The 14,564-nt window shown below is 40.3% G+C and carries 12 protein-coding genes, 1 tRNA gene and 1 rRNA gene; 1 reads left to right on the plus strand and 13 read right to left on the minus strand.

Going from position 1 to position 14,564, the window contains the following annotated elements:
* Positions 1 to 16 precede the first annotated feature (16 nt).
* From BFM96_RS02870 to BFM96_RS02880, 4 genes are all read right to left on the minus strand, one after another.
* A tRNA-Ala gene (locus tag BFM96_RS02870) sits at positions 17 to 89 on the minus strand.
* A 54-nt stretch (positions 90 to 143) separates the two neighbouring features.
* Positions 144 to 1,691, minus strand: a 16S ribosomal RNA gene (locus BFM96_RS02875).
* Positions 1,692 to 1,966: 275 nt separating this feature from the next.
* Positions 1,967 to 2,107, minus strand: a complete 141-nt coding sequence (locus BFM96_RS11200) for a hypothetical protein (RefSeq protein WP_188595337.1) — start codon at positions 2,105 to 2,107, stop codon at positions 1,967 to 1,969.
* A gap of 24 nt (positions 2,108 to 2,131) precedes the next feature.
* A complete protein-coding gene (locus tag BFM96_RS02880) occupies positions 2,132 to 2,602 on the minus strand; it encodes a sigma-70 RNA polymerase sigma factor region 4 domain-containing protein (protein ID WP_223245866.1) in 471 nt (156 codons plus the stop codon).
* 573 nt (positions 2,603 to 3,175) lie between these two features.
* Here BFM96_RS02880 and BFM96_RS02890 point away from each other — a divergent pair.
* Positions 3,176 to 4,433, plus strand: a protein-coding gene (locus tag BFM96_RS02890; RefSeq protein ID WP_145939703.1) for an ISL3 family transposase whose coding sequence is annotated in 2 segments (ribosomal slippage) — positions 3,176 to 3,304 and positions 3,306 to 4,433 — 1,257 coding nt in all. Because the reading frame shifts where the segments join, the coding sequence is not laid out codon by codon here.
* 66 nt (positions 4,434 to 4,499) lie between these two features.
* Here BFM96_RS02890 and ftsH read toward each other — a convergent pair.
* The 9 genes from ftsH to pth all read right to left on the minus strand — a co-directional run bounded on the left by ftsH (position 4,500) and on the right by pth (position 14,486).
* Entirely contained in the window at positions 4,500 to 6,461 is a 1,962-nt protein-coding gene (gene ftsH / locus BFM96_RS02895) for an ATP-dependent zinc metalloprotease FtsH (RefSeq protein WP_068990046.1), read from the minus strand.
* 22 nt (positions 6,462 to 6,483) lie between these two features.
* Complete coding sequence (gene hpt, locus BFM96_RS02900; protein ID WP_068990050.1) at positions 6,484 to 7,026, minus strand: hypoxanthine phosphoribosyltransferase; 543 nt, start codon at positions 7,024 to 7,026, stop codon at positions 6,484 to 6,486.
* 8 nt (positions 7,027 to 7,034) lie between these two features.
* Positions 7,035 to 8,309, minus strand: coding sequence for a tRNA lysidine(34) synthetase TilS (gene tilS, locus BFM96_RS02905; protein WP_068990053.1), 1,275 nt, complete (start codon positions 8,307 to 8,309; stop codon positions 7,035 to 7,037).
* Positions 8,306 to 9,589: a serine hydrolase gene (locus BFM96_RS02910; RefSeq protein ID WP_068990056.1), complete on the minus strand. Its 1,284-nt coding sequence runs from the start codon at positions 9,587 to 9,589 to the stop codon at positions 8,306 to 8,308. The genes tilS and BFM96_RS02910 overlap by 4 nt, the downstream gene beginning before the upstream one ends.
* On the minus strand, positions 9,582 to 9,710 hold the full coding sequence (locus BFM96_RS02915; RefSeq protein ID WP_068994132.1) for an SP_0009 family protein: 129 nt from the start codon (positions 9,708 to 9,710) through the stop codon (positions 9,582 to 9,584). Before BFM96_RS02915 ends, BFM96_RS02910 begins: the two co-directional genes overlap by 8 nt.
* Positions 9,711 to 9,712: 2 nt before the next feature.
* Positions 9,713 to 10,081 (minus strand): FtsB family cell division protein, encoded by a 369-nt coding sequence (locus BFM96_RS02920; protein WP_068990063.1) that lies wholly within the window; start codon positions 10,079 to 10,081, stop codon positions 9,713 to 9,715.
* Positions 10,074 to 10,340, minus strand: a complete 267-nt coding sequence (locus BFM96_RS02925; RefSeq protein WP_068990066.1) for an RNA-binding S4 domain-containing protein — start codon at positions 10,338 to 10,340, stop codon at positions 10,074 to 10,076. The genes BFM96_RS02920 and BFM96_RS02925 overlap by 8 nt, the downstream gene beginning before the upstream one ends.
* A gap of 80 nt (positions 10,341 to 10,420) precedes the next feature.
* Positions 10,421 to 13,924 (minus strand): transcription-repair coupling factor, encoded by a 3,504-nt coding sequence (gene mfd / locus BFM96_RS02930; protein ID WP_068990068.1) that lies wholly within the window; start codon positions 13,922 to 13,924, stop codon positions 10,421 to 10,423.
* Positions 13,917 to 14,486, minus strand: coding sequence for an aminoacyl-tRNA hydrolase (gene pth / locus BFM96_RS02935; protein WP_068990070.1), 570 nt, complete (start codon positions 14,484 to 14,486; stop codon positions 13,917 to 13,919). The genes mfd and pth overlap by 8 nt, the downstream gene beginning before the upstream one ends.
* Positions 14,487 to 14,564: the final 78 nt, after the last annotated feature.

Here is a 14,564-nt window from a genome sequence, read left to right on the forward strand (position 1 = left end):
ACTGTCTCCAGTTGTATGGAGCCTAGCGGGATCGAACCGCTGACCTCCTGCGTGCAAAGCAGGCGCTCTCCCAGCTGAGCTAAGGCCCCACAAGACCTCTCAAAACTAAACATGACGACCAATATGCAGTTCCTTTTCCTTAGAAAGGAGGTGATCCAGCCGCACCTTCCGATACGGCTACCTTGTTACGACTTCACCCCAATCATCTATCCCACCTTAGGCGGCTGGCTCCTTACGGTTACCTCACCGACTTCGGGTGTTACAAACTCTCGTGGTGTGACGGGCGGTGTGTACAAGGCCCGGGAACGTATTCACCGCGGCGTGCTGATCCGCGATTACTAGCGATTCCGACTTCATGTAGGCGAGTTGCAGCCTACAATCCGAACTGAGACTGGCTTTAAGAGATTAGCTTGCCGTCACCGACTTGCGACTCGTTGTACCAGCCATTGTAGCACGTGTGTAGCCCAGGTCATAAGGGGCATGATGATTTGACGTCATCCCCACCTTCCTCCGGTTTATTACCGGCAGTCTCGCTAGAGTGCCCAACTAAATGATGGCAACTAACAATAAGGGTTGCGCTCGTTGCGGGACTTAACCCAACATCTCACGACACGAGCTGACGACAACCATGCACCACCTGTCACCTCTGTCCCGAAGGAAAACTCTATCTCTAGAGCGGTCAGAGGGATGTCAAGACCTGGTAAGGTTCTTCGCGTTGCTTCGAATTAAACCACATGCTCCACCGCTTGTGCGGGCCCCCGTCAATTCCTTTGAGTTTCAACCTTGCGGTCGTACTCCCCAGGCGGAGTGCTTAATGCGTTAGCTGCGGCACTGAGTCCCGGAAAGGACCCAACACCTAGCACTCATCGTTTACGGCGTGGACTACCAGGGTATCTAATCCTGTTCGCTCCCCACGCTTTCGAGCCTCAGCGTCAGTTACAGACCAGAGAGCCGCTTTCGCCACCGGTGTTCCTCCATATATCTACGCATTTCACCGCTACACATGGAATTCCACTCTCCCCTTCTGCACTCAAGTTAAACAGTTTCCAAAGCGTACTATGGTTAAGCCACAGCCTTTAACTTCAGACTTATCTAACCGCCTGCGCTCGCTTTACGCCCAATAAATCCGGACAACGCTCGGGACCTACGTATTACCGCGGCTGCTGGCACGTAGTTAGCCGTCCCTTTCTGGTAAGATACCGTCATACAATGGATTTTCCACTCCCATCGCTGTTCTTCTCTTACAACAGAGCTTTACGATCCGAAAACCTTCTTCACTCACGCGGCGTTGCTCGGTCAGGGTTGCCCCCATTGCCGAAGATTCCCTACTGCTGCCTCCCGTAGGAGTCTGGGCCGTGTCTCAGTCCCAGTGTGGCCGATCACCCTCTCAGGTCGGCTATGTATCGTCGCCTTGGTGAGCCTTTACCTCACCAACTAGCTAATACAACGCAGGTCCATCTGGTAGTGATGCAATTGCATCTTTCAAATGCTTACCATGCAGTAAGCACTATTATGCGGTATTAGCTATCGTTTCCAATAGTTATCCCCCGCTACCAGGCAGGTTACCTACGCGTTACTCACCCGTTCGCAACTCCTCCGCTCGGTGCAAGCACCAAGCTTCAGCGTTCTACTTGCATGTATTAGGCACGCCGCCAGCGTTCGTCCTGAGCCAGGATCAAACTCTCATTTAAAAGTTTGAGCTCTTCACTCATTCTGTCCACCGACAGATTTATTGTTTCTTGTGTTTGACTGACTAAGCTTTCGCTCAGTCGCCCTGCACATTGGTTCGTCTTGTTCAGTTTTCAAAGGTCTTTGTCGCTCTCTCGCGACAACTATCTTAGTATATCACCTATCCATTCCTTTGTCAACACTTTTTTTCTTTTTTTTTGTTTTTTTTTGAACTTTTTTCATTCTTTTCTTCCATTAATTCTAATTCCCCCTCTAAAACAACTTCCCTATCACCCCCTTACCTTTCTTCTTCTTGGAGACTGATTTCAATAATCTTTTCAATATAGGATCGATAACTTCTATAATCCATCCGTAAATGTAAGCCGCTTTTGTAATAATAGCCTAAATAGCTCCCTGCGTGTTTGTCGTATCTTTTCATTTCTTCTCCTTTCATCTCTACTACCTACTCCCAATCCGATAGGTACTCCCGTAACTCTCGTAGGAGTTCCCGGCGCCCCTTGAAGCGTTCATCGGCTATGAGGCGATCGTATCTTTCTTGAGAGGCTTGACTGAGGCTGGAGCGATACCGAGTCAACTCTGCCTGTAATAGATACTGATCATCTGGTAGTAATCCTCCTTGGGTTAACTTATGTCCTATCTCGCTTACTTCTTCATAGGCCATTCTGTTTAATTTTCGTTTTTGGCTTTCTTGTTTGCGGATAACATCTAGCACATGGTTGCGAAACTTTGTTTTATAGTAAACATACAATTTCTCTTCCCCTAACTCAGGGTATTGCTTGAGTAATTGATACAACACGAGCATCCCTTCTTGTTCCCAATCTTCTTGTTCCCACAACTGGACATAGTAGTCTTTTCGGCATCGTAGGACTATTCCTCTGACTTTGGCATACATAGCTTCAAACTGTTCCATCATTTTCTGTCTCACTTTCTTATTCTGTGAAATCAGTATAGCATCCTATGGAGCGCTTTAGGGGGTTTGCCCTCTTCTGTTTCTTAAACTCCCCCTAATGACAAGCACGTAGACAAAGTTAGACACTTCAGGCACAGTTTGGAGCAGTTCAGAGAAATGGTCTAATACTCATGTAAGTTCAAAAATAGCCACCACCTTATATAAAAATTTATTTTTTACTATGAAATGGGCTAAGTCAATCAAATAGGATGCTTGTTCAGTAAATGAAAAGGACAATGATAAAAAGAAGTAGGAAACATCTAAGAAAGTCGCAAAATCGCTAATTTTGATTTTCATTGGGGATAAGGTCTGAAGGGGGAGTGTTGTCGAAGTCATAATATAATTAGAATTTTTATTTAAAAAACGCATAAAATCGGAGTTGTCAGAAATTCCGATTTTATGCGTTCTATTATGGCTCTATAATATCTGTAGTGGGTAAATCCACTGTAGAGATTATGGAGCCTTTTTCAGTGTAGAAAAAAAGTCCCATATGACCTATAATGAAAAGCGATAAAACCATCATTTAGAAAGACTCATATGGAACAACTAAATCTTATCACAAATTTTCTCAAAATGAAAGACAAAAATATCACGATCACTAATGAATGCGACATGAGAACACACTTAGAACTCCACGGTCACTTGGATTACACAGCCCCTAAATGGCCCTTCCTGCAAAGGACAAATGGCTAAGTACGACTTCCAGAAAGCCTCTAAAATCCCCTACTTAGAAACTGCTGGCTACCCGCTACTTATCCGCCTTCGAAAGCGTCGTTTCAAGTGCAAGGAATGTGGGAAAATAGCGGTCGCTGAAACTCCTATTGTTAAGAAGAACCATCAAATCTCTGTCGCTGTCAACCAGAAAATCGCACAATTACTCATCGAAAAGCAAGCAATGACACATATCGCACACAGACTTTCCATTTCAACATCTACAGTTATTCGAAAACTCAATGAGTTTAAGTTTGAAACGGATTGGGCTAAGCTTCCAGAAGTCATGTCCTGGGATGAGTATGCCTTCAAGAAAGGGAAAATGAGCTTTATCGCTCAAGATTTTGACACAAATAACATCATCGCTATCCTTGATGGAAGAACGCAGGCGGTCATCCGAAATCACTTCCTACGATACCCTAGACAGGTCAGAAACCGCGTTAAAATCATCACTATGGACATGTTTAGCCCCTATTATGCCCTCGCTAAGAAGCTTTTTCCTTACGCTAAAATTGTTCTTGATCGCTTCCACATTGTGCAACATCTCAGCCGTGCTATGAACCGTGTCCGCATACAAATCATGAATCAATTCGATAGAAAATCTCTTGAGTATCGAGCCTTGAAACGCTACTGGAAATTGATACAACAGGACAGTCGAAAACTCAGTGACAAGCGGTTTTACCGCCCTACATTTCGCATGCATTTGACCAATAAGGAAATCTTAGACAAGCTCCTATCCTACTCAGATGAGTTACGACAACATTATGAACTCTATCAACTTCTTTTATTCCATTTCCAAGAGAGGAACTCAGAGCATTTCTTTGACCTAATTGAGCAAGAAAGAGCCACTGTTAACCCTATTTTCCAGACGGTATTTAAGACCTTTCTAAAGGATAAGGACAAGGTTTTAAACGCTTTGGAATTGCCTTATTCCAACGCTAAATTGGAAGCTACCAATAATCTTATCAAAGTCATTAAACGAAATGCCTTTGGTTTCAGGAACTTTGAAAACTTCAAAAAGCGGATTTTGATTGCCTTAAACATCAAAAAAGAGAAGACCAAGTTGGTCCTCTCTAGGTGTTAGCTGACATCTACCCACTACAGTTGACAAAGAGCCCTAATTTGAAGAAATTGCCTCCAATTTCTTTTGTTATTTCGTCTCCATTTGTGTTTTGATTTCATCGTAAGATAGAGCTGAAGGGATATCTGATTCATCATTTGAATCAGGCATTTCACCTCGCTCATATAAAGATTTGATTTGGTGGCTATCCAATGTCTCATATTTGAGGAGAGCCTCTGCAATCAATTTATGGGTTTCACGATTTGATTGAATAATTTCCGCAGCTTTATTGCGAGCTTCATTCAATAGGTTTCGAACTTCTTCATCAATTTCATAAGCCGTTCGTTCTGAAATGGTTTTTTGCGGGCTAGCTGCACCAAACATGGCATGATTTCCTTCGTACTGAACTGGACCAAGTTTTTCGCTCATGCCATATTCTGTAATCATGGCACGCGCCATTTGGGTAGCTTGTTCAAAGTCATTCGAAGCTCCAGTGGTCTGAACATTGAAGATGATTTCTTCAGCAACACGTCCACCCATCAATCCTGCCAATTGCTCTTTCATATCTTCCTTTGAAAGGAGCATTTGATCTTCTTTTGGAAGAGCAATCATATACCCGCCTGCACGGCCACGAGGAACAATGGTTACTTTATGGACAACACGTGCATTTGACAAGACAAGTCCTACAATTGTATGTCCAGCTTCGTGATAAGCTACAATTTGACGCTCTCTCTCTGAAACAGTTTTATCTTTCTTAGATGGACCAGCAATGACACGATCTTCTGCTTCATCAATATCATCAGCATCAATGACTTTTTTATTTCGACGAGCAGCTACAAGAGCAGCTTCGTTCAAGACATTTTCCAAATCAGCTCCCACAAATCCTGGAGTTTGTTGAGCTACCAATTTCAAATCAACATCGTCCGCCAATGGTTTATTTTTCGCATGAACACGAAGAATTGCTTCACGCCCTTTGACATCCGGGCGACCAACTAAAACTTTGCGGTCAAAACGACCTGGACGAAGAAGAGCAGGATCAAGTACATCACTACGGTTAGTCGCCGCAACAACGATAATGCCTTCATTTCCTTCAAACCCATCCATTTCAATCAATAATTGATTGAGGGTTTGCTCACGCTCATCATTTCCACCACCGAGTCCAACTCCACGTTGACGTCCTACGGCATCAATTTCATCAATAAAGATGATTGCTGGAGCAGCTTTTTTGGCATCTTCAAAGAGCGAACGGACACGGCTAGCACCAACTCCGACGAACATCTCTACAAAATCAGAACCTGAAATGCTAAAGAATGGAACACCGGCCTCACCAGCCACTGCTTTTGCAAGAAGGGTTTTACCTGTTCCCGGAGGGCCCTCAAGTAGAACACCAGCTGGGATACGTGCACCTAGCTTGGTAAAGCGTTTCGGATCTTTTAAAAATTCAACTACTTCAACCAGTTCTTGTTTTTCTTCTTCTGCACCAGCAACATCTGAAAATCGAACTTTGATGTCTTCTTTATTGGTTGCACGTGCCTTATTGCGTCCAAAATTCATGGCACCACGTGCACCACCGCCGCCTTGATTCATCATTGAAAACAAGAAGAAAGTGAAAATGGCAAATGGAACAAGGGTCGTTAAGATTTGAATCCACAAACCGCTAGAACTTTCACGTTTCGTACTCACTGCCGTCCCTTTTTCGGAAGCTAATTTTTGTAATTCTGCAACTGTTAAATCAGACGGTAAAATAATGCTCGTAAAACGATTGACTGTCGTTGCAGCAGGAGTGAAAAACTGAATTCCCGTAGTATCTTCAACCTTCTTTTCCTTGTTATAGGTTCCCGAAATTTCAATGACACTACCATTGGGTTGATAAGTTAATTCTTTTACATTTCCATTTTGAATTTCCTTAACCAACTCGGTATAGTTGATTTGTTGGCTGCGACCAGCAGAAGAACCAGCTGTCAGATACTGAAATCCTGTCACCAAAATGACAACGATTAAAATATAGAGAAAGGGATTTTTAACAAATCCACTTGGTTTATTTTTATTCATATATACTCTTACTACCTATTTTCTAATTGGAATATACTTCTTCTTTTAGAACACCGACGTAAGGAAGATTTCGGTAATTTTCATCAAAATCAAGGCCATAGCCTACCACAAATTCATTTGGAATGGTAAAACAAGTATAGTCTGCTTCGATTTCTACCGTACGACCTTCTGGTTTATCTAACAAAGTAGCAATCTTAACAGAAGCTGCTTTACGTTCGATAAACATATCACGAAGGGTTTTTAGCGTTTGACCTGTGTCAATGATGTCTTCTACAAATAAAATATGACGACCTTCGACGTCCTTATCCAAGTCTTTGATAATATTGATAACTCCACTGCTAGCAGTGCCACCGTGGTAGCTAGATACCAGCATAAAATCTAGTTCAATATGCGTGTCAATGTGCTTAATCAACTCTGCCATAAAAGGAATCGAACCTTTTAAGATTCCGACCAAGATGGGATTTTTCCCTTCGTACTCTGCTGTCAATTGAGCTCCTAGCTGTTGAGCAGCTACAACAATCTCATCGTGTGATACTAACACTTTTTTGATATTTTGTTCTAACATGTTTCTACCTATTCTATTTTTTGGATATAAAGTTTCCCGTTTATTATATCACTTTTTCCCCTTTGACTCAAATCGCTGACTGCTATTCCCACAATAGTTCGGATTTCCTTGGCTTGTTCGACAATAATGGCTTCTTCTCTTTCTTTTAACGATAGTTTTTTATCAATAAAAAGACGGCGCACTTTTTTTCGATGCCCACGATACAGCAAGTAATCCCCTGCTTTTCGATGACGAAGTAAAAGAGGTGTTTCACGCGAAACCAGTATTTCCCAAGAAGCTCTAGTAGCTAACGGTTTCCCAAATGAAAAGAGGTATCCTCCATATTCCAAAGTATTTCCATATTCTAACAAAAAGGAACCTGCGTTTTCATCCGCCCTTAGACTGATTTTCTCTAATCGAAATGTCGCATAATCTTTGATGAGAACATAATCATTCTTTACATGATGACGATAATTTCCCGATTTTTGCAAAATATGAAGAATTTCTTTAAATTGTGCTTTTGAAATTGCTACATCTGGAAAATTAGCCAGATACTCCTGTAATAAAATGGTTTGGATAAAATCTGGGTAGGATTGAAATGTGGGTACACTAGTGAGGTCAATCTCTCGTATAAAGTAGCTAAGTGATTGATAAATGTTAGATACTTCGTCTGAGAGATCCACCAAATGTTGACTTACTTGCAGATTTTCCCTTTCCAAAGCAGGCAAATAAAGATTACGGATCCGATTTCTTAAATAGTGATTTTCGGCATTCGTTTTATCTACGAAATGCTCTATTTCAGGAAAATCTGATTTCCTAAAGGAAAGAAGGGGACGAATCAACTCCCCTTGACCAAAAACTTGTCGTTCTGGAATGCCCATCAAGTGTCGTAAACGACTGCCACGTAATAAACGCATAAAGATGGTCTCAGCTTGATCATCCTGATGATGAGCCGTAACTAAGGCTGTACAATGTTTTTCTTCCATGACTGTTTTGAAAAAATCGTAACGAAATTTTCGTGCTCTTTCCTCGGAAAAGACTCCTGAAAAACTTGATGTAGCCATTTCTACACCAAGTTTTTCCATTTTCGCTTTTAGCAAACGTTCTTCTGTATCTGACTCTGGTCGCTGTTTATGATTTACATGAGCTACCAGAACTTCAATATCTAGTTCTCTTTGATGACGGTAGAGTATTTCAAATAGGGTCATTGAATCTAACCCTCCCGATAAAGCTACTAACACACGTCTGTGGTCTTTAAAATACCCCTTTTTTTGGATACTTGCTAGGATTTTTTTTTCCATTATTTGAGAACTCCATAAACATCATTGGCAATTTTCGTGATGGTTTCATAGTCCGAATGCTCTGTAAAAATCGCCAAGATAAATGGAGAGTCTGCATAGACAATCGCTACATCATGACGAAAATCGTCTGCATCCCCAATTTTATGACTGACTTTGACTGGAATATCTTTTGAAATTCTCTGGTCATCAAAATTCGTCTGCGACAAGATGTCGATAATTCTTCCATTTTGATGGTAAATAGCCTCCATCATATTTCCAGCCATTTTCGATGAAGCCTCCCGTTCTTCCACATCCCAGACATTTCCAGAAATCTGATTGATTTTCTCACGATAAGATTTTTCAGACTGATTGGTAACGTAATAACCCAAAATATTGGTTGCTGCATTATCAGATTCTTTGGCAATTCGGTTGATTAAATCCTCGATGCTGTATTCTTGATTATCTGCAGTTTTGGAAATACTACCACTTCCTGCAGTATCATAAGCTCCTTTATAATCATTGACCGCTTCGATATATTTCAAGGGCGTTGCTAATTGATACTCTCCTTGATTAAGTTTTTCCTGCGTATAGTATAAAAGGGGCAACTTCATGACACTGGCCGAGTACATTTGCTTATCTGGATGAATGCCGGCTGTTTTCCCCGTCTCCAACTGCTTGACATAAATACTATACTGTTCTTGGTTATGATGTTTTGAAAGAATTTCTTGGACCTTATCCATCCGATTATCTGTTTCCGATAAAAATTCTTGGGAAATCCAGCCTTTATTGGCAACATACGCATACGTGCCACTTGGGGTCTCTGCAAATTTTGACACTAAAACAGGTCGATAGGCTTCCAAATCCGTCTTGACTTCTTTTACACCATTGATTCGAGCCTGTTCATAGACGGTAAAACCTGGTTGTAACCACAGAGTAGTCTGCTTTGTATCAACCATGGACAAGACCAAATCCTCATAAACCACCTGTTTATCAGCAGGGAGGTACTGACCATTTGCCAAGCGAAATAGCGGCACTCCTGCTTGATTCACCGTTAATTCCTTAATAGCAAGAGGAAGATTTGGTTTGACAGAACCTGCAACCTTCTCCAAATCCTCAGTCTCAAAGGTCATCGTTTCCTTGTAAACATTCGGATTCTGCGGAATAGCTGTAAAATAGGAGCCGTAAGGTGTCTGAGTTATTTCATATTTTTCCTCTTCGGTCAATTCAACGTCATTTTCCGTACTATCAACAATCGCATTGGTTAAAAGGGCAGGTAAAAGAAGTAAAAACAAGACCTTACGCATCCTTTTCCCCTTCCTTATGACCAAACTGCTCTTTCAGAGCTTGATTTTTTTGGGATAATTCTTCTAATTTTTCATCTGAGTAGGATAAAAATGTTTCAACTGTTTTTAAAATATCTTCCATAATCATTGTGGTAATAAGCCAGGAATCGTATAAAGTGTTTCTCCCTCTTTGGAGTAATAATACTTGGCTCTGGCATACTTGGCTGCGTAATCATCATCTTTCAACCGATCAGCCAACTCTCTCACCTCATCCTTTTGTTTACTTAATTCTTCAAACTCATCTTGCAACTGAACTAGCTGTTCTCTTCTATCTAAAAGAGTCTGGTAGCTCTCCACCAAATTATACATCGGCAGAATAAATAGCAGCATCACCAAAATCAGAATCCAGCCCATAAAACGATTTTTTCTCTTCCGCTCCTCAGCCAAGTATCTTCGATGCTGGTGTTCATCTTTGATATATTGGTTATTGAGCTGCACAATATTCTTAGGCATCGATTTCTATCCTTGTTTCGCTGATGATTTCATACATGTTTGCTGCATCTTCTTTTTTGGTGCTATCTTTCATCTCCAAGACGCGCACCGTCAAGAGTTTATTTCCAAAACGTACTTCTACTTCATCATTGATTTTCAAATCTGTCGAAGATTTGGCCAACACGCCGTTGACCTTAATCCGGCCTTTATCGGCCACCTCTTTAGCAACTGGACGACGTTTAATAATGCGGGATACTTTTAAATATTTATCTAATCTCATATTCTATACCTCAATCTACTATTCTATCATATCTGAGGGAACTTGTACGAAAAATAAGGAAACTTTACCAAATTGTAACCTTAGTCAAACTTACTTTCCTTGATAGCGACTAAACGCTCACCAAATTGCTGCAAACTCTCAAGGATTTCATATTCCTTTTTACCACGCACATCAAATATAATTTCCAACAGCCCCTTTTCTTCTGCCATGCGTGCCTTTAAATTCGTCTGAGATAAGGCTTCAAAATAATCCTGAGTCAAAAAGAATTGCTGGGCCATTTTTTCAAAGCGAATACGAATCGTATGATCCTTACGATCTGCCAAGAGGACAAAGGATTTATCAAAATATGACTTGAGTAAGCCAATTTCTAATAGGTAAGCTACAACATCTGGGTAGTCTCCGAAGCGGTCTATCAACTCATCCTGGAGTTGCTCATAGTTTACACGATTGTCAATCTCTCGAATACGTTTGTAAATTTCGATTTTTTGACGCTCATCAGAGATATACTCACTCGGCAAATAAGCATCGATTTGAAGAGAGAGCTCAGCATTACTTTTCTGACGCTTCTCTTCCTTCCCTTGCTTCCGCAAAATAGCCTCTTCCAGTAATTGGGAATACATTTCAAATCCGACTGAATCAATAAATCCTGATTGAGATTTTCCAAGGATATTTCCAGCTCCGCGAATTGACAAATCCCTCATGGCAATCTTAAAGCCAGAACCTAATTCTGTAAACCCTTTGATTGCTTCGAGACGTTTTTCAGAAACCTCGGTCAGAGATTTATCAGGACGATACATGAGATAGGCATAAGCGATACGATTGCTGCGTCCAACTCGACCACGTAGTTGATACAAGGTTGACAAGCCCATGTGATCTGCATTTTCGATAAACAGAGTATTAGCATTGGGAATATCCACCCCTGTTTCAATAATTGTAGTCGTTACTAAAATATCATATTCGCCATTGATAAAGTCAAGGAGGGTATTCTCCAAACGAATTTCCGTCATCTGCCCATGCACATAACCAATGGAGGCTTCTGGAATCAATTCTTTTAACTCAGAAACCTTTTGCTCAATTGTGTCAACCTTGTTGTAAAGATAGTAAACTTGTCCACCACGATCCATTTCACGAAGAACAGCATCCCGAATAACCGTTGGATTGGTTTCTAACACATAAGTCTGAACTGGGTATCGATTAGTAGGAGGGGTTTCAATCACCGATAAATCACGAATTCCCAACATGGACATATGCAGTGTACGCGGAATAGGAGTGGCCGTTAGCGTCAAAACATCAATTTTGGTTTTTAACTCTTTCAATTTCTCCTTATGTTTTACCCCAAATCGCTGCTCTTCATCAATAATCATAAGTCCTAAATCTGCAAATTCAACATCTTTTGATAACAGACGATGGGTTCCTATCAAAATATCGACCTGGCCTTTTTTTAATTTTTCAAGTGTTTCTTTCTGCTCGGACTTACTTCGAAAGCGACTCAAGACATCCACATTTACCGCAAAATTTTCAAATCGTTCCTTAAAATTTGAATAATGCTGCTGAGCCAAAACTGTCGTAGGAACCAAGATTGCCACCTGTTTATGATCATTGACAGCTTTGAAAGCTGCTCTCATTGCCACCTCGGTCTTCCCAAATCCTACATCTCCGACCAACAACCGATCCATGGGACTGCTACTTTCCATGTCCTTTTTGATCTCTTGAACACTACGAAGCTGATCCTCCGTTTCAACGTATGGAAAATCGTTGTCAAATGCTAATTGAGCATCGTCATCTTTTGAAAATTGGAATCCCTCTAATTGACTGCGCTCTGCATACAACTTAATCAAATCATCGGCAATATCCTCAACCTGCATCCGAACTTTTTGCTTAGTTTTTTGGAAACGCCCATCATTTAATTTATTGATTTTGGGAACTTTCCCATCGCTTGCTACATATTTGGATAAGGTATTAATCTGCTCAACAGGAATCGAAATCCGATCTGCATTTTGGTACTGAATGCTAACATAATCACGGTGAACTCCTGAGATTTCAATGGTTTCAATTCCTAAATACTGACCAATTCCATGGACTTGATGAACGACATAATCTCCTTTTTCCAGTTCGTTATAATCTTTTAGTCTCTCTGCATTTGAAATCTGTTGTCGACGAACACGACGTTTTATTTTCTTCTGAAATATCTCAAATTCTGTAATCAGAACAATCTTCTCATCAACAAATTGAAATCCTTGAACAAGACTTCCAGCAATTAACTGAACAGCATCTCGATAAATATTCTCCTCTTTTAGATAATCAAGATCAATTGCATACTCCTGTAAATGCTGCTGTAAACTTTGTAAACTTGAATCAGAACTTGCCTGCAGGATAACAGTATAGCCTGACTTCCGATACCTAGCAATCTCATCCTTTAGGAGAGAAAATTGACTGAAAAATTCCTGCATGGGATATTGATTAAACTGGTATAGAGTATCAAATTTCAGATTTCCTAATCCTTTATGAAAATTAGAAAAGAAAGTTGCTGGTTTATAGTTCCGATAATCTTTATAATTACTGGCAAAATAGATTTGAGTTGACAAGGCTCTACTCTTTTGTAAATCTTCTGTCAATAAATTTGCAACCTCCAACTCAAAACGAGCATGTTGGTCCATAATTTTTTGAAAATCATCTAAAAAAACAGGAGCATTTTTAGGAAGATAATCTTGAATCGTCCACTGCTTTTCATAAAAGAAGGAGAGAAATTTTCTCAAATCTGCGTGTGGTTTTCGATCACGACTACTGGTCAAAACTTCTTCTAAATAGGATTTTAAAGTTGGATCCACCTGCTTACTCAGCTCTTTTTCCAGTCTTTCGCTTCCCCTCTGGTAATCGTCTTCACCTAACAACAACTCCGTCATCGGATGAATTATAATCCTATCGATATTCTCCAAAGAACGCTGACTATCAGCATCAAATCGTCTAATTCCATCAATCTCATCACCAAAAAATTCAATACGATAAGGATACTCTTCTTCCAGTTCAAAAATATCAAGAATATCTCCTCGTAAACTAAATTCACCCTGACTCAACACTTGATTGACACGATTGTAACCCATACAGGATAATTGATTGACAATAGTGTCAACAGAAAATTCTAATCCCACTTCAAGGGATAAAAGAAATTCCTGCAAACGCTTCGGATTTGGAAGCAAAAGACGACTGGCTGATAAATTGGTAACTAGGATTCCTTTCTTTTGAGAATCTTGCAAAAAATGAAGAGCTGATAAACGAGCAACTTGTTTTTCTTTTGAGGAGAAAACAAACTCTGCTAAAGGAGTATCATCGGCTAAGAAAGGATAGACAAATTCTTCCCCTAATAAACTAAGCAAATCACTGACCAAGCGTTCCGCTTCATTTTGAGTTGACGTTAAGACCAATAGTTTATCATTTTCATCCAAACTCGCTGCCATCGTAATCGCTTTGGTAGAGGAAGCAAGACCTAAAATCAATTGACGACTGGCAGTCTGTAAATTCCTTTTCCAGTCGTTAATTTGTTGATTTTGTTGAAATAAATCTACTATGTTCATGTGTTTATCCATTGTAGCGTTGCATCAGCTTCTCAAATTGAGGATCTTGTAAATAATCATTGACACAATTGTCAACCTTATCTAAGGTCTGTAAAATCGTTATAACATCTTCTGAATCAAATTTTCCAAGTACATGATGGACAACGGTCATTCCTTGCTTAGGGCGACCAATCCCAATTTTGATTCGTTTGAAATCTTGAGTTCCGATGTGTTTAATAATACTCTTAATCCCATTGTGTCCGCCCGCTGAACCTTTAGCTCGCAAACGAATTTTGCCAACCTCCATATCTAGATCATCATAAATCACTAATAAATCTTCTACGTCCAGACCATAGTAAGAAAGCAGAGCGTGAACTGCCTTTCCAGATTCATTCATAAATGTCACTGGTTTGACAAAATAAATCTTTTCACCATTCATAAAGATAGTTGCAATCTCTGCTTGGAAAATTTTATCTGTTGTAAAACTACCATTTAATTTCTTTACAATCTTGTCAACCAACATAAATCCAACATTGTGCTTTGTTTCCACATATTTATCTCCAGGATTTCCTAGACCCACAATCATTTTTGTCATTTTTTCTCCTTTTACAATACCAAAACGAGGCTGGGATAATCTATCCCAACCTAGAAAACTATTCCTAGCATCCTGCTC

Origin of the sequence: Streptococcus himalayensis, assembly GCF_001708305.1 — a bacterium.
In the GTDB taxonomy this organism is placed as follows: domain Bacteria; phylum Bacillota; class Bacilli; order Lactobacillales; family Streptococcaceae; genus Streptococcus; species Streptococcus himalayensis.